21 protein-coding genes are annotated in these 21,575 nt (G+C 65.3%); 4 read left to right on the top strand and 17 right to left on the bottom strand.

Features of this window, described 5'->3' with window-relative positions; all coding sequences use genetic code 11:
• Nucleotides 1–22 precede the first annotated feature (22 nt).
• The 9 genes from WP12_RS07940 to WP12_RS07900 form a co-directional block, all read right to left on the bottom strand.
• The gene (locus tag WP12_RS07940) at nt 23–499 is read right to left on the bottom strand and encodes a Fur family transcriptional regulator (RefSeq protein ID WP_046193169.1); all 477 of its coding nucleotides are present in this window, start codon (nt 497–499) and stop codon (nt 23–25) included.
• Nucleotides 500–537: 38 nt separating this feature from the next.
• A complete protein-coding gene (locus WP12_RS07935) occupies nt 538–927 on the bottom strand; it encodes a MerC domain-containing protein (protein ID WP_046193184.1) in 390 nt (129 codons plus the stop codon).
• 80 nt (nt 928–1,007) lie between these two features.
• Nucleotides 1,008–1,553: a molybdenum cofactor guanylyltransferase gene (gene mobA / locus WP12_RS07930; RefSeq protein WP_046193168.1), complete on the bottom strand. Its 546-nt coding sequence runs from the start codon at nt 1,551–1,553 to the stop codon at nt 1,008–1,010.
• A complete protein-coding gene (gene fdhD / locus WP12_RS07925) occupies nt 1,550–2,335 on the bottom strand; it encodes a formate dehydrogenase accessory sulfurtransferase FdhD (RefSeq protein ID WP_046193167.1) in 786 nt (261 codons plus the stop codon). The genes mobA and fdhD overlap by 4 nt, the downstream gene beginning before the upstream one ends.
• A 3-nt stretch (nt 2,336–2,338) precedes the next feature.
• Nucleotides 2,339–2,632, bottom strand: coding sequence for a formate dehydrogenase subunit delta (locus WP12_RS07920; protein ID WP_084691035.1), 294 nt, complete (start codon nt 2,630–2,632; stop codon nt 2,339–2,341).
• Nucleotides 2,629–5,478, bottom strand: a complete 2,850-nt coding sequence (gene fdhF / locus WP12_RS07915) for a formate dehydrogenase subunit alpha (RefSeq protein ID WP_046193166.1) — start codon at nt 5,476–5,478, stop codon at nt 2,629–2,631. Before fdhF ends, WP12_RS07920 begins: the two co-directional genes overlap by 4 nt.
• Before the next feature lie 4 nt (nt 5,479–5,482).
• Complete coding sequence (locus WP12_RS07910) at nt 5,483–7,117, bottom strand: NADH-ubiquinone oxidoreductase-F iron-sulfur binding region domain-containing protein (protein WP_046193165.1); 1,635 nt, start codon at nt 7,115–7,117, stop codon at nt 5,483–5,485.
• Nucleotides 7,114–7,581, bottom strand: coding sequence for an NAD(P)H-dependent oxidoreductase subunit E (locus WP12_RS07905; protein WP_443027857.1), 468 nt, complete (start codon nt 7,579–7,581; stop codon nt 7,114–7,116). The genes WP12_RS07910 and WP12_RS07905 overlap by 4 nt, the downstream gene beginning before the upstream one ends.
• Nucleotides 7,582–7,662: 81 nt before the next feature.
• Entirely contained in the window at nt 7,663–8,565 is a 903-nt protein-coding gene (locus WP12_RS07900; protein WP_046193164.1) for a LysR family transcriptional regulator, read from the bottom strand.
• Between the two features lie 263 nt (nt 8,566–8,828).
• On the opposite strand from WP12_RS07900, the gene WP12_RS23405 reads away from it, so the two are divergent.
• Nucleotides 8,829–11,537 (top strand): adenylate/guanylate cyclase domain-containing protein, encoded by a 2,709-nt coding sequence (locus tag WP12_RS23405; RefSeq protein ID WP_160299194.1) that lies wholly within the window; start codon nt 8,829–8,831, stop codon nt 11,535–11,537.
• 33 nt (nt 11,538–11,570) lie between these two features.
• Here WP12_RS23405 and WP12_RS07890 read toward each other — a convergent pair whose 3' ends face one another.
• The 4 genes from WP12_RS07890 to WP12_RS07875 form a co-directional block, all read right to left on the bottom strand.
• On the bottom strand, nt 11,571–11,924 hold the full coding sequence (locus WP12_RS07890) for a c-type cytochrome (protein WP_046193163.1): 354 nt from the start codon (nt 11,922–11,924) through the stop codon (nt 11,571–11,573).
• 101 nt (nt 11,925–12,025) lie between these two features.
• Nucleotides 12,026–13,087: a phosphotransferase gene (locus tag WP12_RS07885; protein ID WP_046193162.1), complete on the bottom strand. Its 1,062-nt coding sequence runs from the start codon at nt 13,085–13,087 to the stop codon at nt 12,026–12,028.
• A complete protein-coding gene (locus tag WP12_RS07880) occupies nt 13,084–14,247 on the bottom strand; it encodes an acyl-CoA dehydrogenase family protein (protein WP_046193161.1) in 1,164 nt (387 codons plus the stop codon). Before WP12_RS07880 ends, WP12_RS07885 begins: the two co-directional genes overlap by 4 nt.
• Nucleotides 14,248–14,259: 12 nt before the next feature.
• On the bottom strand, nt 14,260–15,024 hold the full coding sequence (locus WP12_RS07875) for an SDR family NAD(P)-dependent oxidoreductase (RefSeq protein WP_235399038.1): 765 nt from the start codon (nt 15,022–15,024) through the stop codon (nt 14,260–14,262).
• A 59-nt stretch (nt 15,025–15,083) separates the two neighbouring features.
• Between WP12_RS07875 and WP12_RS07870 the strand changes: the two genes are divergently transcribed.
• The 3 genes from WP12_RS07870 (at nt 15,084) to WP12_RS07860 (ending at nt 17,430) form a co-directional block, all read left to right on the top strand.
• The gene (locus tag WP12_RS07870; RefSeq protein ID WP_046193180.1) at nt 15,084–15,770 is read left to right on the top strand and encodes a GntR family transcriptional regulator; all 687 of its coding nucleotides are present in this window, start codon (nt 15,084–15,086) and stop codon (nt 15,768–15,770) included.
• A 58-nt stretch (nt 15,771–15,828) separates the two neighbouring features.
• Nucleotides 15,829–16,521, top strand: a complete 693-nt coding sequence (locus WP12_RS07865; protein WP_046193159.1) for a TorF family putative porin — start codon at nt 15,829–15,831, stop codon at nt 16,519–16,521.
• Between the two features lie 114 nt (nt 16,522–16,635).
• A complete protein-coding gene (locus WP12_RS07860) occupies nt 16,636–17,430 on the top strand; it encodes a hypothetical protein (RefSeq protein ID WP_046193158.1) in 795 nt (264 codons plus the stop codon).
• Here WP12_RS07860 and WP12_RS07855 read toward each other — a convergent pair.
• From WP12_RS07855 to WP12_RS07840, 4 genes are all read right to left on the bottom strand, one after another.
• Nucleotides 17,420–18,520 (bottom strand): calcium:proton antiporter, encoded by a 1,101-nt coding sequence (locus WP12_RS07855; RefSeq protein ID WP_046193157.1) that lies wholly within the window; start codon nt 18,518–18,520, stop codon nt 17,420–17,422. The two genes, WP12_RS07860 and WP12_RS07855, sit on opposite strands and share 11 nt — an antisense overlap.
• An 89-nt stretch (nt 18,521–18,609) precedes the next feature.
• Nucleotides 18,610–19,485: a transglutaminase family protein gene (locus WP12_RS07850; protein ID WP_046193156.1), complete on the bottom strand. Its 876-nt coding sequence runs from the start codon at nt 19,483–19,485 to the stop codon at nt 18,610–18,612.
• A gap of 7 nt (nt 19,486–19,492) precedes the next feature.
• Nucleotides 19,493–19,720 carry a hypothetical protein gene (locus WP12_RS24775; RefSeq protein WP_052730275.1) on the bottom strand — a complete coding sequence of 76 codons (228 nt, stop codon included), beginning with the start codon at nt 19,718–19,720 and terminating at the stop codon, nt 19,493–19,495.
• A 198-nt stretch (nt 19,721–19,918) separates the two neighbouring features.
• The gene (locus WP12_RS07840; protein WP_046193154.1) at nt 19,919–21,538 is read right to left on the bottom strand and encodes a PP2C family protein-serine/threonine phosphatase; all 1,620 of its coding nucleotides are present in this window, start codon (nt 21,536–21,538) and stop codon (nt 19,919–19,921) included.
• Nucleotides 21,539–21,575: the final 37 nt, after the last annotated feature.

Raw genomic sequence — 21,575 nt, 5'->3', positions numbered from 1 at the left:
CGCCTTAGCTAGCGCAGATGCGCTAAGCTGAATCGCCGTCCGCGCAGTCGGCGCAACAGCCTCGCACCTCGATCACGGGCCGCAATTGCGAGAAGCCGGCCTTTTCCGCCGAACGCCGCACCGCGCCCGACAGGCTGTCGTCATCGACATGGCTGACCCGTCCGCAGACGTCGCAGACCAGGAAGATGCAGTCATGTTCGCAATCGGGATGGGCGTTGACGATATAGGCGTTCGCGCTCTCGACCCGGTTCGCGAGGTTCTTCGACACGAACACGTCGAGGATCCGATAGACGCTGTTCGCCGCGACCCGGCGGCCAGTCGCGCTCGAAACCGCCTCGGCAAGGTCATAGGCCGATGCCGGACGTTCCGCCGCGCTCAGCGCCGCATAGATCTGGGCACGCATCGGCGTCCATTGCTCGCCCGCGCGCTCGAACGCGCGTTGCGCGGCATCGGCGAGAGACTCGCCTTCGTGGACGCGGTGGTCATGTGCAGTGGCCATAAGGCCAAGTTAGGCCTGCGGGGGCCTGCGAACAAGTCTCAATAAGTCAGGTGCTCGGCGTTCGCCCGGCGATTGAGCAGATGCGCTATCGCGACACAGGCTACACCGAGCATGGTGAACGCGGCTTCCTGCATGCCATGCGGCACGCTGAGCGCCGCCGCCATCAGGGCGATGCCGGCGGTGCCGAGGATCATCGGCACCGGCCGCCGATGTTGCAGGAACCCCCGGCCAAGGCCGATGATCGCCAGCAGGATAGCGAGGCCGAGCCCGATCTCGTGAATGATCGGATGGAGCAGAGCGCCACCCGCCGTCGCAAGCAGGGTCAACAGGATGACGCTCGCCGCGCAATGGACGAGACACAGCGCCGACAGGCCGATGGCCAGCCGGTCAAACAGGTCGCGCGCGGGTACGAAACGGATCACAGTCATCCTTTCTATCGTCACGCCAAATGGCATGTCGAGGCCGAAGATACAATATATCATTTCGACAGCCGGCGCTTTTTCTGCCGCTAGAACTCCGGAGCGCCGTCCTGTGACAGCCGGGCCAGATCGGCGGGTTCGTTGATATTGGCGAGCATGGGCCAGTCGACCGGCTCGGCGCCCACCCGTTCGGCCCAGGCGCGGATCGCATGCTTACGGTCCTCCGCCAGAAAGGCGTCGAGATCGTCGGCGAGCGTGGTGGGCCAATGCCCGATCACCGGCAAGCGCGCGACAAAGGCGGGACCAGCGGCAGCGCGCAGCATGTCGATCAGGGCGAGCGGCACATGCGGCGTGTCGCAGCCGATGGTGAGCACCGCCGCGAAACCTTGCGCCCGGGCGTGGTGGAGCGCAGCATTGATTCCACCCAGCGGTCCCATATCCCCTTCCGGGCGGTCCGCTATGGCGGGCAAATCTCCATAGCTGCGGCCGCACAGCACGATATCGTCCACGATCGGCCGCAGCATCGCGGCGGCGTGCTCGACCAGCGGTCTGCCCTGCCACAGCGCCTCGGCCTTGTCCGACCCGAACCGGCTCGACCGCCCCCCGGCAAGAATCGCGCCGAGCAGCCGGCTCATCGCGCCACCAGTATCGCATCGGACCGGGCGAGCACCACCAGCCGCACGCCCGCCTCGCGCGCCCGGTCGATCGCCAGCGCGGTCGGCGCCGACACCGTTACCAGCGTCGGACAACCGGCGAGCGCAGCCTTTTCGACAAGTTCGAACGAGCAGCGGGACGAGAGCAGCGCAAAGCCCCCTTCCCAGCCGAACCCGCCCCGAAGCATCGCGCCGATCAGCTTGTCGAACGCATTGTGGCGGCCGACATCCTCGCGGACCAGCCGGATCGCGCCATCGGCCGCGCACCACGCCGCCGCATGGACCCCTCCAGTCTGCGCATTGAGCGGCTGATGGCGGTCGAGCGCCGCCAGCGCCGCGAAGATCGCGGCATCGGCGGGCGGCGGCCCCGGATCGATGCGCGGCAGCGTGCGCAGCGCCTGTTCGAGATTCTCGATCCCGCACAGCCCACAGGAGGATTCGGATACGCGGTGACGGACACGCTCCGCGACCAGGGAAAGCCGGTCCTCCGCCAGCGTGATCCGCAGCAGCATGCCGCGTTCCACCGCATGCGCCTCCACCTCCAATATCTGCGCGGCATCGTCGATCAGCCGCTCGGCGCGGCTGAAGCCATAGGCCAGATCGTCGAGATCGGCAGCGCTCGCCATCAGCACCGCATAGCCGAGACCATTATATTCGATCGCGATAGGCGTTTCGTCGGCCACCAGCCGGTCGATATCCTCGGCGGCGTCCGTGCGGCTGATCCGGCGAAAGCTCTGAACCCGGGCCGGGCCGCCGGTCGTCATCCCTTAGCCGGCATCCGAGCCGCCGGGCTCGTCGACCGCCGCGAAGCGGGTCGCGCGCGTCTGCGGAGCGGGCTCCGCTCCCGATAACAGCCTGTCCACCGCCGCCGCGCCGATCGGCGTCAGCGCGCCCGCCTGCTCGGTGGCCAGCACGGCGATCCGCGCCTTCATGCGCGGGTCCCAGAAGGCAAGCATGTGATCCGCCGTCGCGGCGACGGCGTTGTCATGGCCGAGCGCCTCGAAATTGCGGGCGATCTGATTGGCCATATAGAGCAGGCGCGTGTCGGTCTCCGCCGTCATTCGGCGGCCTCGACGACCTGTTCGATCCGCCGGCTGCGGCGTGCCTGCTCGGCATAATCCTCCTGCCAGTCCGACGGCCCGTTCGACAGACCGACCTGAACAGCCGTCACCTTATACTCGGGACAATTGGTCGCCCAGTCCGAATAATCGGTGGTGATGACATTGGCCTGCGTCGTCGGGTGGTGGAAGGTGGTGTAGACCACGCCGGGCGCCACCCGCTCGGTCACCGTAGCGCGCAGGGTGGTCTCACCCGCGCGGCTGCGCAGCGCTACCCAGTCGCCATCCTTGACGCCGCGATTCTCGGCGTCGAGCGGATGGATTTCGAGCAGGTCCTCGGGATGCCAGGCGACATTCTCGGTCCGCCGCGTCTGCGCGCCGACATTATAATGGCTCAGGATGCGGCCGGTGGTCAGCAGGAGCGGGAAGCGCGGTCCGGTCTTCTCGTCGGTCGCGATATAGTCGGTGACGACGAACTTGCCCTTGCCGCGCGCGAAGCCCTCGATATGCATCATCGGCGTGCCCAGCGGGGCCTTCTCGTTGGCGGGCCATTGCAGCGAGCCATTCTCGTCAAGCGCATCATAGCTGACATTGGCGAAGCTCGGCGTCAGCCGGGCGATCTCGTCCATGATCTCGGACGGATGGGCATAGTCCCAGCCGAGCCCCATCGCCTGCGCGACGAGCTGGACGATCTCCCAGTCGGCATGGCCGTTCAGCGGCTTCATCACCTTGCGGACGCGCTGGATGCGCCGTTCGGCGTTGGTGAATGTCCCGTCCTTTTCGAGAAAGGTCGAACCCGGCAGGAAGATATGCGCGTAATTGGCGGTCTCGTTGAGGAACAGGTCCTGAACCACGACGCACTCCATCGCCGCCAGCCCCGCCGCGACATGGCTGGTGTTCGGATCGGACTGCAGAATATCCTCACCCTGGACGAACAGCCCCATGAAGCTCCCGTCGGTCGCGGCGTCGAGCATGTTGGGAATGCGCAGCCCCGGCTCGGAATCGAGCTCGACGCCCCAGGCCTCTTCGAACAATGCGCGCGTCTCGCCGTCGGAGACATGGCGATAGCCCGAATATTCATGCGGGAAGCTGCCCATGTCGCACGCGCCCTGGACGTTGTTCTGCCCGCGCAGCGGGTTAACGCCGGTGCCCTCGCGCCCGATATTGCCGGTCGCCATGGCGAGGTTGGCAATCGCCATGACGGTCGACGATCCCTGGCTGTGCTCGGTGACGCCCAGGCCATAATAGATCGCGGCATTGCCCCCGGTCGCATAGAGCCGCGCGGCGGCGCGCAGCGTCTCGGCGGGAACGGCGGTCAGCGGCTCGGTCGCTTCGGGCGAACGATGCGGTTCGGACACGAAAGCGGCCCAGTCCTGATACTCATCCCAGTCGCAACGCTCACGGATGAACGCCTCGTTCGCCAGCCCCTCTTCGACGATGACATGCGCCATCGCGGTCAGTACCGCGACATTGGTGCCGGGCTTGAGCGGCAGATGCTGGTCGGCCTCGATCCGCGCGCTGCGGACCAGATCGGTGCGGCGCGGATCGACGACGATCAGCTTCGCGCCCTGGCGAAGACGGCGCTTCATCCGGCTGGCGAAGACCGGATGACCATCGGTCGGATTGGCGCCGATCACCATCATCACATCGGCGTGCATCACGCTGTCGAAATCCTGCGTCCCCGCCGAGGTGCCGAAGGTCGTCTTCAGCCCATAGCCGGTCGGCGAGTGGCAGACCCGCGCACAGGTATCGACATTATTATTGCCGAAACCCTGACGGATCAGCTTCTGGACGAGGAAGGTCTCCTCATTGGTGCAGCGGCTGGAGGTAATCCCGCCGATCGAGCGCGTCCCGTACTTCGCCTGAATGCGGCGGAACTCGGACGCGGTATATGCGATCGCCTCGTCCCAGCTCACCTCGCGCCACGGCTCGCTTACCGACGCGCGGATCATCGGGTTGAGGATGCGTTCCTTATGGTTGGCATAGCCCCAGGCGAAGCGGCCCTTGACGCAGCTATGCCCGCGATTGGCCTTGCCGTCCTTCCACGGCACCATGCGGACCAGCTCCTCGCCGCGCATCTCGGCGCGGAAGGTGCAGCCGACCCCGCAATAGGCGCAGGTGGTGACGACCGCGCGATCGGGGGTGCCCTTTTCGATCACGCTCTTCTCGATCAGCGCCGACGTCGGACAAGCCTGGACGCAGGCGCCGCAGCTCACGCATTCGGACGCCAGGAAATCCTCATTCTGGCTCGCCGCGATATGGCTTTCGAAACCGCGCCCGTCGACGGTCAGCGCCAGCGTCCCCTGCACCTCGTCACAGGCGCGCACGCAGCGCGAGCAGACGATGCACTTGGTGCTGTCGAAGGTGAAATAGGGATTGGACTCGTCCTTGTCGGCGACCAGATGGTTCGCGCCCTCATAGCCGTAGCGCACATCGCGCAGGCCGACCGCGCCGGCCTGATCCTGCAACTCGCAATCGCCATTGGCCGAACAGGTCAGGCAGTCGAGCGGATGGTCCGATATGTAGAGCTCCATCACCCCCTTGCGAAGCTGCTTGAGCCGCTCGGTCTGGGTGCGCACGACCATGCCCGGCAGGACCGGTGTGGTGCAGGAGGCGGGATAGCCCGCACGGCCGTCGATCTCGACAAGGCAGAGCCGGCAAGAGCCGAAGCTTTCGAGCGTGTCGGTGGCGCACAGCTTCGGGATCGACGTCCCCATCAGCGCCGCCGCGCGCATGATCGACGTGCCCTCGGGTACCTCGATCCTCTGATCGTCGATCGTCACCGCGATCATCGGCCCGATGACAGGTACGGCCTTGGTGCCGAGGTCGATTTCGCCGATCCACGCCATGGGCTTACTCCGCTGCCTGCGGAAGCGCGGGCGCGCCGCCGAAATCTTCCGGGAAATAGTCGAGCGCGCTCAGCACCGGATAGGGTGTGAAACCGCCCAGCGCACACAGCGATCCATATTTCATCGTATCGCACAGATCGCGCAGCAGCCCGATCTGCGCTTCGCCATCCTGCTTCAACCGCAAAGGCGACCGCGATCCCAGCGCAGCCTCAACCCCGTCGCCCCGGCGGAGGCCGGGGCCGCCCAAGGCAGGATCGCCACGTCGCCCCAAGACTATGGCGGCCCCGGCCTCCGCCGGGGCGACGCGCTCATCGCGCGCCGCGATGATCCGGTCGATCGTCTCGACGCCACGCGTCGATCCGATCCGGCAGGGGGTGCATTTGCCGCAGCTCTCGACCGCGCAGAACTCCATCGCGAAGCGAGCCATCTTCGCCATGTCGACGCTCTCGTCGAACACGGTGATCCCGGCATGACCGATCAATCCACCCGCCGCGGCGAAGGCCTCATAGTCGAAGGGGATGTCGAACATCGACGGCGGAAAATAGGCCCCGAGCGGCCCGCCGACCTGCACCGCGCGCACCGGCCGGCCCGACGCCGTGCCGCCGCCGATCTCGTTGACCAGTTCGCCCAGCGTTATACCGAAGCCGATTTCGAACAGCCCGCCATGCTTCACATTGCCGGCAAGCTGCACCGGCATCGTTCCGCGCGAACGGCCAAAACCCGCCGCCGCATAGGCTTCCGGCCCCTGATCGAGGATGAAGGGAATCGCGGCGAGGCTCAGCACATTGTTGATCACCGTCGGCTTGCCGAACAGGCCGGAGATCGCCGGCAGAGGCGGCTTGGCGCGGACCTGCCCGCGCTTGCCTTCGATGCTGTCGAGCAGCGCGGTCTCCTCGCCGCAAACATAGGCGCCAGCGCCGACCCGCACTTCGAGCGTGAAGGGCGCGATCTCCCGCTGCGCGCGCAGGATCGCCGCTTCCATTGTACGGATGGCGAAAGGATATTCGGAGCGGATATAGATATAGCCGTGTCCCGCGCCGACCGCGTGACCCGCGATCGCCATGCCCTCGATCAGGCAATAGGGATCGCCCTCCATCAGCATGCGATCGGCGAAGGTGCCGCTGTCGCCTTCATCGGCGTTGCAGACGATGAACTTCTCGTCGGCCTCGGCGGCAAGCACCGTCTGCCACTTGACGCCGGTCGGAAAGCCCGCACCGCCGCGCCCGCGCAGTCCCGACGCCTTGACCGCATCGACCGTGGCCTGCGGCGCCATCGCGCGCGCCGCCGCCAACCCGCGCCAGCCGCCGGTCGCCGCATAGGCGGCAATATCGGTCGGATCGTTGACCCCGCACCGACCGAAGGTGAAGCGCTGCTGCCTGGCGAAGAAGGGCAGTTCTTCGACCACGCCCAGCCGGTGGAGATGCTCGCCCGCGAGAATCGCAGAAACATCGGCGGGCGCGACCGGCCCATAACCAATCCTGCCCTCGGCGCTCTCGACCTCGACCAGCGGCTCGATCGCGAACAACCCCCGGCTGCCGGTGCGCACCACGGTGCAGCCGGCATCGGCGAAAGCATCGGCGAGCGCGTTCGCGCCTAGCGCGACCGAGGCCATGTCGGCGCTGATGAATACCCGCGTCATGCCGCCACCGTTGCGGCGATCCGCTCGATCGCAGCATCGCCGTCAATCCGCGCGACCGGCGCACCGTCGACCAGCGCATTAGGGCCTATGGCGCAAAGGCCCAGGCAATAGACGGGTTCGAGCGTCACCTGTCCGTCGGCGCGGGTCTCGCCCATCGTCACGTCCAGCCGGCGAGCCAGCGCCGCCTCGATCGCCGCGCCGCCGCGCGACTGACAGCTCTCGGCGCGGCAATATTTTACGACATGGCGGCCTGCCGGCGCGCGGCGGAAATCATGGTAGAAGGTGACGACGCCATGCACTTCGGCGCGGCTGAGATTGAGCGCCGCCGCCACCGCCGCGACCGCCGCATCGTCGACCTTGCCGAGCGCCTCCTGAAGATCGTGCAACAGCGGCAGCAACGCGCCGCGGCGATCGCCATGGGTGGCGGCGAGACGCGCCACGATTGCCTCGATGCTTTCATCCACGGCCATATTCATGCCGCGGCTTTCGCGCTCCATCGCGCGTCGGTCAAATCACTAATCCCCATCAGTGATAGAGATTATCTATCAAACATCGAAACCAGGCGGCAGCTTCACCTTGCGGGCGATTGCCAGCGCGGCCCCCGCCAGCGGCCCGATCGGGCTGCGATTGGGTACGATCAGGCCGATCCGGCTCGCCGGGGTGGCATCGTCGAACGGCAGCACCCGTGCCCAGTCCAGTCCGGGCAGCAGCGCCAGATAGCTGTCGGGCATAATCGTCGCGAAGCCGCCCGCCTGCACCATCGCGAGCAGCGTGACATAGCTGTCCGCCGTGGCGCGCGGATGAAGCGCGAGGCCACGCTCGGCGATCCGGGCATCGAGGATGCGGCGGTTCTGCATCCCCTGATGGAGCAGGCAGAGATCGGCCCGCGCCGCCTCGGCCCAGCCGATGTTCGTCCGTCCGGCAAAGCCGCCATCGGCACGGGCCAGGAAGATATAATGCTCAGCATAGAGCGCGGCGGTCAGCATGTCGGCGGGCGGCTCATGATCGAGATAGGTCAGCCCGGCATCGAGTTCGAACCCGCCCAGCCCGCGCTCGATCTCACGCGAGGTCATCGACCGCACCGACAGGCTGAGCTCGGGATGGAGATCGAGCAACGCCCGCGCGACATGCCCGACCGCCGGCAGCGCCGCGGGGATCACGCCAAGCCGAAACTCGCCCCGGATCGGACCGGCCATCGCCTCCATCGCATGCGCCATGCCATCGAACACGGCGACGATCTGCTGCGCCCAGGGCAGCATCGCCTGCCCTTCCGGCGTCAGCCCGATATAGCGCCGGTCGCGCGCCACGAGCCGGCGGCCGAACTGCTCCTCCAGCGCGGCGATCCCCGCCGAAAGCGTCGGCTGGGTGATGCCGCACGCATCCGCGGCGCGGGCGAAATGCCCCTCGCGCGCGAGGGTGGTGAAATAGCGCAACAGGCGCAGGTGCATGAAGGCCCCCTGGTTCGATAGAGAAATCCTATCACGCCCGCGCGCCGGCAGCCAGCATGAGCACTGCCGGAAGCGCGGCGCGGCAGGCCATTTTTACCTTTTGACAATATCTCTGCGCTCTTTGGGACATCTTGCACTGGACAAAGCGGCGGCCAGAGCGGCAAATCAGCGCCGAGGCATCCCGCGCTGCTGGCACAGTTCGCGGGAAAAGGGGGGAGATCGATGAGGCACGGCGTGACCAGCGGCCTGCCTCAATCATGGCCATGACCGAACTCGCACCGATAGCCAGTGGAAAGGACGCGCCGGTCAACGGCCGATCGTCGGCCCGCGCGCTGTTCTGGCGGCTGGTCTGGCTCTATCAGGGCGGCTGCACCACCGCGATCGTGATCACGATGGCGCTGGTGCTGTTCGGGCTCGAGCTCGACCTGCGACAGTGGGTCATATTGTGCGTGCTGACGCCGATCGTCGTCGCGATCTACAATCTCAGTGACGTCTACCTGATCGTCCGCCATTTCCGGCCGATCGACAGGGCGCTGCGCGCGCTCGACAGCGGCGTCACGCCGCCGCAGCCGGTAATCGCCGAGGCTGTGGTCCGCGCACTCAACCTGCCCTTTTATTCGTTCATGCGGGTGACGTTCCTGCACGGGCCGATGGTCACCATCCTCGTCGGCATCGCGCTGCCGCTCGGCAATTATTTCGTCGATGCCGGCTATGCGCCTTGGCAGGTGATCGTCTTCGCGGCGACCTGCCTGTTCTTCGCCTCGCCGACCCACGCGATCTTCGAATATTTCGGGGTCAGCCGCGCTATGGTGCCGACGATCGTGCGCCTCTCCAAGGCGCTCGACGGCGGCCTTCCCCCCGAATATCAGCGCCAGCTCGTCGCCATCCGCCTCAAGAGCAAGCTGCTCTACCTGACGATCTTCGTGGCCGCGCTGCCGCTGATCTTCTTCGCGGCCTCGATCATCTTCAAGGTGCAGCGGATGTTCGTGCTGCAGGGCATCGATCCGACACCGTCGATGATGCTGCCGCTCTACGTCTGGGTCACCGGCGTCGTGTGCGTCTGCATGCTCGGATCGGTAATGATGGCGCTGCTCACAGCGCAGGAGGTTTCGCGTTCGGCCCGCCAGCTGATCGACGGGATGCAGTCGGTCGAGCGCGGCGAACTCGATCAGGTCAAGCTCGAAGTCGTCACCACCGACGAATATGCCGACATCTTCCGCGGCTTCCAGCATATGCTCGAAGCACTGCGCGAAGAGCAGCTTATCCTCGAGGTCAGCAACGATCTGGCCGGCGAGCTCAAGCTGGAGATACTGATCGCGCGGATCATGCGCACGACGACCGAACTGCTCAATGCCGAGCGTTCGACCCTGTTCGTCTACGACCGCAAGACCGACGAACTCTTCTCGCTGTTCGCGGAGGGCGACCTCGTCCGCGAGATCCGCCTGCCGTCCAATCGCGGCATCGCCGGCGCGGTATTCACCAGCGGCATCGCCGAAAACATCACCGATCCCTATGCCGATACGCGGTTCAACCCGGAGGTCGACCGCGCGACCGGCTTTGTCACCCGGTCGATCCTTTGCCAGCCGATCTTCGACAAGCATGGCGGCCGGATCGGCGTGACCCAGATCCTCAACAAGCGCGACGGATCGTCGTTCAGCGGCAAGGACGAGGCGCGGCTGCGCGCCTTTTCGGCGCAGATCGCGGTCTGCCTGGAGAATGCCCGGCTATTCGACGACGTACTCTACATGAAGAACTATAATGAGAGCATCCTGAAGAGCACGTCGAATGCCGTGATCACCTTTGACGAGGACACGCGGATCGTCACCAGCAACGAAGCCGCGCGCAAACTGATGAACACCCCCGACGGCCTGATCGGCATCGCCGCGCGCGACGCCTTCATCGGCAAGAATGCCTGGATCGCCGAACGGCTCGAACGCACCGACCGCGACCGCGAAGCCTATCTTGCGGTCGATGCCGAGTTGATCGGCGCCGACGCCAGCGCCTCGTCGATCAACCTCACCGCCGCCCCGCTGCTCGACGCCAATGACGCGGTGATCGGATCGATGCTGGTGATGGAGGACATCACCAGCGAGAAACGCGTCCGGTCGACCATGGCGCGCTATATGTCGAAGGAGGTCGCCGACCAGCTGCTCGAAGCCGGCGAGGACGAGCTGATCGGCAAGGACCAGACGGTGTCGATCCTGTTCTCCGACGTGCGCGGCTTCACCACGATCGCCGAACAGATCGGCGCGCGCGAGACGGTGGCGATGCTCAACAGCTATTTCACCGAGATGGTCGACGTCATCTTCGAGCATAAGGGCATACTCGACAAATATATCGGCGACGCGATCATGGCGCTGTTCGGCGCACCCTTTGCCGGCGACAACGACGCCGACAATGCGATCGCCACCGCCAACCAGATGATGGTCGAGCTGAAGGCGCTCAACCTCAAGCGGACCGCGGCGAACGAGAAGCCGATCGACATCGGCCTCGGCGTCAGCACCGGCAATGTGATCGTCGGCAATATCGGCTCGATCAAGCGCATGGAATATACCGTGATCGGCGACAGCGTGAACCTCGCCTCACGGCTTGAAGGCGCGAACAAGGCCTATGGCTCGAAGATTCTCTTTTCCGAATTCACCCACGCCCGCCTCGCCAATCCGCAGTTCGTTCGCGAGATCGATCTGATCCGCGTCAAGGGCAAGGACTTCCCGGTCGGCGTCCACGAATCGCTCGGCTATCGCGCCGATGAGATCGACCGGGGCCTGGGCGCAATGCTCGAACATTATGCGGCGGGCTTTGCCGCCTATCGCGCGATGGCATGGCGCGACGCCGAACAGCATTTCCTCGCCGCGCTCAAGGCGATGCCCGGCGACGGCCCCTCTGCGATGTACATCGAGCGCTGCCGCGCTTTCGCCAAGGCCCCTCCCACACCGGACTGGGACGGGGTGTGGACGCTGACGTCGAAATGAACGGCGGCGGGGCGACGCCCGCTCAGCCTCATATCACCGGGCCTTTGCCGGCTTCGGACCGATGCTGTCGAGATAAGCGATGAATCGTTTAATGTCGTCCGGCTCCCACGGCTCGGACGGCATATCGGGATGGCCAACGCTTATTCCCTCGGCCAAGGCCTCGTCCAGAGTCTCCACGGGATAACGGTAAGCGAGAGAACGAAACGGCGGCGCCGCCGCAAGCGGGCTCGCATCCGCTTTACCGGTGGCGTGACACGCACCGCACCGCTGCACCGCCAGGGCTTGCCCCTCCCGAACGCTTTTGTCGTGCCGGGCCAAAGCGGGTTGCGGCCCGAGCATGAAAGCCAGACCGACCAGGGTTGCCGCACCGGTGACGCTGAACTTCATGACACATCTCCGTCACCCATTGACGGGGAACCTTATGGACGGGTTTTCCGGAGCGTCAATGCGGGCGGCGGGGGAGGGTCGAGCCGACCGCCCGCCCAGCCCTATTCCCCGGCCTGTCCCCATGCGATCCGCGCCAGCTCCGGGAACATCCGGGCGCGCTCCGCCGCTTGCGCCGATGCTGCCGTCCCCCGGATCACCCGGCCCTTGATGCCGTGGAAGATCGCGGCGAGCCGGAAGAAGTTGAACGCGGTGTAGAAGCGATAGCCGGGGATCGAGGCACGGCCGGTCCGCGCGCAATAGGCGGCAATATATTCTTCCTCGCTCGGCAGGTTGAGCGCCGCCAGGTCGGCGCCGGCGAGCCCCGCCACGATATGCGGCGGCATGTGATACATCATCGCGTGATAGGCAAAGTCGGCGAGCGGATGGCCGAGCGTCGAGAGCTCCCAGTCGAGCACCGCGAGGATGCGCGGCTCGCTGGGGTGAAAGATCATATTGTCGATACGGAAGTCGCCATGGACGATGCTGGTCTCCTCGCCCGGCGGGATATTGGCGGGAAGCCATTCGATCAGCCGGTCCATGTCGGGATCGCGGCCCGCCTCGACATCTTCCAGATATTGCTTAGACCAGCGGCCGATCTGCCGCTCGAAATAATTGCCCGGCTTGCCATAGTCGCCCAGCCCGACGCCGACATAATCGACACCGTGCAGCACCGCGATCGTCGCATTCATCGCGTCATAATAGGCCGGGCGGTCGTCGCGCGGTACATCGGGAAGCGTCGCGTCCCAGAACACCCGCCCTTCGACCATGTCCATCACATAGAAGCTGGTCCCGATAACGTTGTCGTCCGTGCACAACGCATGAACGTGGGGGACCGGAAAGGCCGCCTTGCCCAGACCGATCAGCACCTGCGCTTCGCGCTCAACCGCATGCGCGCCCTTCAACAGCTGCCCCGGCGGCTTGCGGCGCAGCACATAGGCGCGGTCCGGCGTCACCAGCTTGTAGGTCGGGTTGGACTGGCCGCCCTTGAACTGCTCGATGGTCAGCGGCCCACCGAAGCCCGAAACATGGGCGGACATCCAGCGCTCCAGCGCTGCCTCGTCAAAGGTGAAGCCGGGGCGGACCGGCACGGTGCCGCTGTTGCTGTCCTGACCCGCGCCGCTCATCCAACAAGCGCCTTTGCATGGTCGCGCTTGATCTTCTTGGCGAGCGACCATTTGTGGACCTCGGTCGGACCGTCATAGATGCGAAAGGCGCGGATTTCGCGGAAGATCTGCTCGACCACGGTATCGCCGGACACGCCCTTTCCACCCATAACCTGTACGCAGCGATCGGCGACCCGATAAAGCGCCTCCGATACCGACACCTTGGCCATCGAACTTTCCACCGTGCCAAGCGAACCTTCGTCGAGCACGTCCGCGCACCAGTCGATCATCAACTCGGACTGCTTGAGATCGATCATGTTCTCGGCGAGCATGAAGCCGACGCCCTCATGGTCGATCAGCTTCTTGCCGAAGGCTTCGCGGGTGCAGGCATAGTCTGTCGCGATCTCCTGCGCGCGGAGCGCACAGCCCAGCCATCGCATACAGTGCGACAACCGCGCCGGGCTCAGTCGAACCTGCGCATATTTGAAACCCTCGCCGCTCGCCCCGAGCATCTGATCCGCAGGGACGCGCAGATTGTCGATCATCACGACCGAGTGGCCGCCGGGCATCGAATTGTCGATCGTCTCCAGCACTCGCTCGATGCGGACCGCCGGGTCGGGTAGGTCGACCAGGAACATGCACGCGCCGTCTTCCGACTTCGCCATGATGATGCCGACCTTCGCGCCATCAGCGCCGGTGATGAACGACTTGCGGCCGTTGATCACCCAATGGTCGCCATCGCGGTGGCAGGTGGACCGCATCATCGACGGATCGGATCCCGCCCCGCCCTCGTCCGCCGGTTCGGTCATGAAGAAGGCCGACCGGCTTTCCCCCGATACCAGCTGGTCGAGGAAGCGCTGTTTGTGCAGCGGCGTGCCCAGCTTGCCGATCAGGTAGATATTGCCCTCGTCAGGCGCCATCGTGTTGACCGCGACGGGGCCGAGCGGGGAGAGCCCCGACCTGATCAGGACGGTCGCGGTCTCGCGCTGGGTGAGGTGCCCGCCGTCGGGCAGGATGTGTGGCGTCAGCACGCCCGCCGCGCGCGCCTTGGCCCGCATCTCGCGGAGCAGATCCTCCGTCGGACCGTGGCTCGTCGCCCGCGGGTCCTTCTCATAAGGGACGACGGTCTCGCGGACAAAGGCTTCGACCCGGTCGGCGATCGCCTGTGCACGTTCAGTCATATGTCTCTCCGATCACAGCGAGCTGACGAGGTGGCCGCCATCGGCGACGATGACCGATCCGGTCATGTAGGATGAAGCGTCGGACGCGAGCAGCAGCAGCGGCCCGTCGAGTTCAGAAGCCTTGCCGGTGCGGCGTTGCGGGATGCGCTGCAGCATCGCCTTGCCAGCGTCGGTCTCCCAGAAGTCGGCATTTATGTCGGTCGCGATATAGCCGGGGCAGATCGCGTTGACGCGAATGCCAAAGCGCGCCAGTTCGAGCGCGGCGACCTTGGTCAGTTGCACCGCCGCCGCCTTCGACGCGGCATAGCTGGCGATCCGGCCGCTCTGGCGCAGGCCCACGATCGAGGCGATGTTGATGATCGAACCGCCCGCCCCGCGGGCGCGCATCGCGCGCGCCGCCGCCTGGGTCAGCAGGAACATGCCCTTGGCATTGGTATCGACCACCGCGTCCCAATCGGCCTCGCTCTGATCGAGGAAGGGCTTGTCGATCGCGATCCCCGCATTGTTGACGAGAATATCGACGCCGGACAGCAGCGGTTCGACCGCGGCGATGCTGTCGGCGCGGGAAACGTCGAGCGCGGTCGTGGTGCACGTCCCCCCGGCGGCGCGGATCCGCTGGGCCACATCGGCCAGCGCGGCTTCGCGCCGCGCGCCAATGACCACCGCCGCTCCGGCGCGGGCCAGCACTTCGGCAAAATGCGCGCCCAACCCACCCGAGGCGCCGGTCACGAACGCGGTCTTGCCCTGCAGATTCAACAGATCGCCGGTATTGGACACCCTCGCGACTCCCATGATTTCAGTCGACTATGGAACAGGATTGTGGAACAATCAATCTGATGAAGCCGAATATCGACCTCAAGCCGCCGAGCCATTGGCTTGGTCACGAACCCGCCGGGGCGGCGCGCCGGATATATCTCGGCATTCTCCAGGACCTCGAAGGCGGTCGCATGGTGCCGGGGCAGCGGCTGATCGAGACCGATCTCGCCGCGCGCTTCGAAGTTGGCCGCAATGCGGTGCGCGAGGCGATGCAGCATCTCGTGGTGCGCGGCGTAGTCGATCTCAGCCCCAACCGCTCACCGGCGGTCCGCCGGCTCGATCTTGCGGAAAGCTTGGAGGTGCTCGACGTCGCGGCGGCGATGACCCGGCTGGCGGCACGAGCCGCCGCAACGGGTTTTCAGCCCCGGCACGCGGCGCTGATCGACGGCGCGATCGACGATCTCGACCAGGCGGCGTCGGCCGGCGAGACCGCATTGTTCAGCCGCGCGCGCCGGCACTTCTACCGCACCCTCCTGCTGATCGGCGCCAATCGCGAATTGCAGCGGCTGTTCCCGGCGATCGGCATGATCATCATCCATGCGCAATATCCCTCGAACCGCTTGCAGGGCATCCGCCTGGCCGATTATCGCGCGATCGCCCACGCGATCGCCACGCGCGATCCGGACGCCGCCGAGCGCGCCGCGCTCGCTCATGTCGAGAATGTCCGCGCGGTGATCCAGGAACTGGCCGCGTCCGACCCGCGGTAAAGTCCGACCCGCGATAAACCCGGTTTACGCGGCGTCGATTGCACGCCATGATACGGCCATGCGGGGGCACATCATCATAGCTATGGCGGCAATGGCCGCGACCATGCCGGCTGCGGCCCATGCCGAGGGCGAGACCGCTGCGGTCGAAGTCTCCTATAATGTCGCGCTGGTTTCCGATTATCGCTTTCGCGGCCTGAGCCTTACGAACCGCGATCCGGCGGTGCAGGGCGGCATTGACGCCGCTTTCGGCTCAGGCTTCTTCGTCGGAACCTGGGCATCGAACATCGCCGATTACGGCGGTTCGAATCTCGAGGTCGATCTCTATGGCGGCTATGGTGGCTCGATCGGCGGCTTCGATTACACCGCCAGTGTCCTGGGCTATCTCTATCCCGGCGGCGACAGCGTCAATTATGTCGAACTGCAATCGACCGTAGCCCGGACGATCGGCCCGGTGACGACCACGCTGACGCTCGCCTACACGCCCGACCAATGGAACACGACGCGCGACAATTTCTACGCGGGCATCGGCGCGGATGTCGCGATCATCGGCACGCCGCTGACGGCCTCGCTCGCGCTGGGCCGCGAAAATGGCGGCTATGACGAGAAGTGGGACTGGTCGGCGGGGCTCAGCTACAAGTTCGACGTGCTGGAGATCTCGGCATCCTATGTCGACAGCAATTACAAGGGTGCGCTAGAAGCAGGCCATAATGGCGGAGCCGGTGCCATAGTCTCGGTGAAGGCCGCCTTCTAGAGTGGATCACGATCTGATTGCATCAGATCGGCCGCTCTACTTCTTTGTTTTAACGCGATTTCCGATGCGGCAGATGGTTCCACCTGCCTCGAAATCGCTCTAGCGGAGCGTGTCATGGTGCGACTGTTTCTATCGGTCGACATGGCCGGATCGACCCAGTTCAAGGCGCGCTTCACCGACGGCAGCAGCTGGCTCGACACCTTCCGCACCTTCTTCACCAATTTCCCGCTGATGCTCGCAGGCCAGGTCGGCTTCGCCTTCCTCGAAGAGGGCGAGACGCCGTCGGTCGAGGTCTGGAAGGTGATGGGCGACGAGGTGATCTTCGTCGCGACGCCGAGCAGCGCCGAGGAACTCGTCAACCTGCTGCTCGCGCTCTACCGCACCATCATCGCCTATGAGGACCGCTATCTCGGCGATCTGCCACTGCGGCTGAAGGGCACCGCCTGGCTCGCCGATTTCAGCGGCGCCAATATCGAACTCGAAATTCCCGAGCTGTCGGGCGGCGACGGCGTCCGCGCGATCGATTTCATCGGCCCTGATCTCGATCTCGGCTTCCGCGTCACGAAATTCGCGCGGCCGGCCTGCCTCGCCCTGTCCTTCGATGTCGCCGATCTGCTGCTGTCCGCGAAAAATTTCGGGGATGCCGCGCTCTATCTGATCGGCGCGGAGGAGCTGAAAGGCGTGATGTACGGACGCCCCTATCCGATCATCTGGATGGTCGAGGCCGGCGAGGACTTCAATTTCATGCCGTGGGAAGTCGAACAGTGCCCGCATATGGCGAAGGCCTCGAAGATGCCGCCCTCCCCCCTGTCCGATATCGAACGCGCGATCGGCGACATGCGGCTCTACCTGCGCAAGATGCACGGCGTTCAGCGGCCCCGGCTGGAGCTCGGCCCGTCTACGGGCTGAAGACCAGCACGATGAACACGAAGAACAGCGACAGGTGGGTCGCCCCTTCGAGCATGGTCGTCCGCGTGCCGGAGAAGGTCAGGATGTTGAGCACCAGCGTCACCGACAGCAACACCATATTCACGCCCGACAGGCCCAGCACGACGGGTTGATGGGTCAGCAGCCCGATGAGCAGGACCGCCGGCACGGTCAGCCCGAGCGTGGAGGTCGCCGCACCCAGGCAGAGGTTGATGGCGCGGGTCAGCTGGTTGGCCGCAACCGCCTTGAGCGCCGATATCCCCTCCGGCGTGAACACGATCATTGCGATGACGATGCCGCCCAGCGCCGGCGGCGCGCCGAACAGCACGATCCCCTGGTCGAGGATGGTCGCCAGGCTCTTCGACAGGATGATGATCGGCAGGATGTTCGCGAACAGGAGGAATACGCGCTTCGTCGTGCTGCCATCGGCGCGGACATGGTGCGGCAGCGGACTGCCGACATCCTCGCCGACCTTTACGAAGGCCGGAACGAAGAAGCCCCTGTGGCGGCCGGTCTGCAACCAGAGGAACAGCCCGTAGAGCAGGATAGTGAAGATCGAGAAGAACGCGGCCTGCGAACCGGACAGCGTGCCGGTAACGGTCGACGTGGTGAAATTGGGCAGCACCAGCGCGATGACGCTGAGCGGTATGATCAACGCCAGATAGGCACTGGCGCCCTGAAGATTATAGCTTTGCTGATGATAGCGAAGCCCGCCGGTCAACAGGCACAGGCCGACGACGCCGTTGAGGACGATCATCAGCACCGCGAACATCGTGTCCCGCCCCAGCGTCGGCACGGCGGTCTTGCCCAACATGACCGCGCTGATCAACGCGACCTCGATCACCACGATGGACAGCGTCAGCACCAGCGTTCCGAAGGGTTCGCCAAGCCGTTCGGCGATCTCCTCGGCCTCGTGCACCACACCGAAAGCCGCCCATAAAATCACGCCGAGCAGCCAGATGAACAGCATGCTCGTAGCAATCGGGTGAGTGCCCGCCATCATCGCGGGCCCCACGGCCAGAAAGATGAGCACGGTAGCCCAGGCGGCCCCAAGGCGAAGTAACGCTGTCATCGCCCGCCCTTAATGTGATGGAAGCGCGATGTCGCCTGCCGCCGCACGAACATCGGTCGGCGTCCATGATCCGGGCCGCAACCCGTGGATCAAAGCTCTGCGCCGCCCCGGGTCACATCGACCTCGACCGTCATCGCGCCAAGCCTCGCGTTGCCCGCAAAACTGCCGGCCACCGGCATCGCCCGTGTGATATCGCGCGCGACGGCGACGGGAACGAGGTTGAAGCCGCCAACGCTGCGGTTGGTCGGATCGAAGGTTATCCAGCCGGCGCCGGGAATATAGACCTCGGCCCAGGCGTGGGTCGATCCGGTGCCGGCGTTGCCGGTCAGCTCGCCATCGGGATCATGGAGATAGCCGGAAATGATCCGCGCGCCGAACCCCAGGCTGCGCGCGGCCTCGACGAAGAGAACTGCGAAATCGCGGCACGAGCCCCATCCGCGGTCGAGGGTCTGCTCGGGCGACTGGGTGCCTTCGGTCTCACGCGACTGGTAACTGATCCACCCCGCCACCCCGTTGCTGAGATCCTTGAGCAGCGAGAGCGTGTCGGTCGGATTGCCGGCGACGAAGGCCTGTGCCCACGCCCGCAGCCGGCCGCTCGGATCGGGATGAACCTGGACGGCCAGCGCACCGAGATCGGCCCACTCCTCGTCCGAATAGCGGAACGGAAAGGAAATTGCCGTGGCGGCGATGTCGAACACCGGCCAGGCCACGCTTTCGATCTCCAGTTCGGCGGCGCTTTCGATGAGCAGCCTGTCGGTCGTCCCCGTGAAGCTCGCCGTCGCGACCGCATTGCCCAGCACGTCATGCGCCCAGCTAACGCTCGCCTCCGGGGTGATCCGCAGCTGGAATGACAGCAGCTTCAGGTCGCAGCTCTCTCGCGGACGCAACATGAGGCGATGCGGCCCCAGGCTGACCGGCCCGTCATAGTGATAGCTCGTCCGGTGGCGAATGGTGAGGCGGGTCAAACGTGAGTCACCACGCGGCTTGGCCGCGATCGGGATTCTCGTTGAACGCCAGGTCGCCCAGCGAACGCAGCCGGCGCTTTTCGTCAAGAAGATTGGCCGCGACATCGCGTGTCCGGGCCTGCCGATGCTCCCGCTGCTCCGCGATGAGCGCCTCTTCGGCCCAGGCGGCGGCCGCCTTGTCGGCGACATTCCGAACATTCGCGAGCAAGGCGTTGGCGGAGCGGGTCCGTTGCATACTCTCCTGTGCACGGCACAGAATGGACGATGGCTGCATGGGGCTTTCCTTCGGAGCGGCGACGGCGGCTGTTAGCGAGATGCTTTGGCTGCGTCGCGGCTGCGACGCCCGAAGACGATGAACGTCAGATATAGTGACGCGATCCCGGTTTTTAAAGACGACCTGCAATTCTCGTCATCGGGCGACGCCGGTCAGCCCTCAACCGCGATATCGTACCACCAGGATCGCGATATCGTCGAACTGCGGCGCATCGCCTACAAAGATGTTGACCCGTTCGGCAAGGTCGGTCGCGATCCCCTTCGCCGAAGGCGTCTTCGCGAGACCGGCCAGTGCCGCCTCGATCCGTTCGACCGCGAACAGTTCTTCATTGGCGGTGGTCGCTTCCGAAACGCCGTCGGTGAACATGATCAGCGCGTCGCCGGGCGCAAGCCGCACGGTCGCGCTCGCGAAATCGGCGTCGTCGAAAATGCCGAGCGCCATGCCCTCGGGCTTGGGCAATCGCGATACTCTGCCATCGGCGCGCAGCAGGAAGGGCGCTTCATGGCCGGCGTCGCTATATTCGATGCTGCCGTCGCGCAGGTCGATGATCCCGCAAAAGGCGGTGACGAACAGGTTGGCGACGTTGTCGCGCGACAGTTCGGCGTTGACCCGCGCCATGAGCGCCGCGGTGTCCTTCGCGGTCATTGACGCCGCCTTGAACAGGGTGCTGGTCATGGCCATGAACAACGCCGCCGGCACGCCCTTGCCCGATACGTCGCCGATCACGAAGAACAGGCGGTGTTCGTCGATCATCGCATAATTATAGAGGTCGCCGCCGACTTCCTTGGCAGGTTCGAGCAGCGCGTGGATATCGATGTCCTGGCGCTCGGGAAAAGCCGGGAACTGGCGCGGGACCATGCCGATCTGGATGTCGCGCGCCGCCGATAGCTCGCCCTCGACCCGTTCGCGCGCGGCGGTCGCCACCTGCATCTCGATCAGGTAGCGCTGCAGCCGCGAGATCATCCCCGACATCGCCTCGGCAAGGCTGCCGACCTCGTCGCCGCGCGATCCGCTGATCTTCTGCATCGCCGCCAGTTCCTGCTCGTTCGACTGGAAGCTGCGCTCCTCGATACTGCGCGTATAGGAGGTGAGGCGGACGAGCGGGCCGACGATCCGGTTGACCAGCAGCGTCCCCACCAGCATCGACAGCACGAACATGCCGACACCGACAAGGATCGAGGTGAGCAACGCCTCCATCAGCCGCTCGTCGAGCGAGGCGAGATCGATGTCCGCACCCAGCACATGGATGCGTCCGTCGGGCGATCGCACCGGCATGTAGATCGACCGGAAGCTGCCGAAGCTGTCCTCATACTCGTCAAAGCGTATCTGCCCATCGGCGAAGCTCTGGTAGAGCTTGGCCGGCGCGGTGTCGTAACGGGTGAAGAAGCGCGTCTGCTTGCCCGCCTTGATCTCGCTCGCGGTCGCGCTTGTGGCCACGGTATGGATGCGCCCATTGAAGCGCATATAGCTATAGACATAGATGATGTCGGATGCCGTGGCGAAGCGCGACAGCTTGTCCTGCACGCGGTCGAACTCAGCCGGGGATATCGATCCCGGGCCATGCACGCGGCGATGATAGCCGACCGGGATCAGCTCGTGTGTCGCGTTGACCGCGGTCTCCAGCTTATAGTCGATGCCCGCGACGATCTCGCGCCGGTCGATCGAATAGAGCATCGTCGAATAGGCTATCGCCGCAACAATATTGAGCGCGAACAGCAGCAACAGCAACTGCGGACGCAGGCCGAAACGGCGGGGGCGCCGGCGAACGCCGTCATTCATCGCATCTTCCCCCTTGCATCCGCCCCAAATCGCCCCG

The organism is Sphingomonas sp. SRS2 (assembly GCF_000971055.1).
Classification (GTDB): domain Bacteria; phylum Pseudomonadota; class Alphaproteobacteria; order Sphingomonadales; family Sphingomonadaceae; genus Rhizorhabdus.
This window is presented reverse-complemented; position numbering and strand designations above follow the sequence as displayed.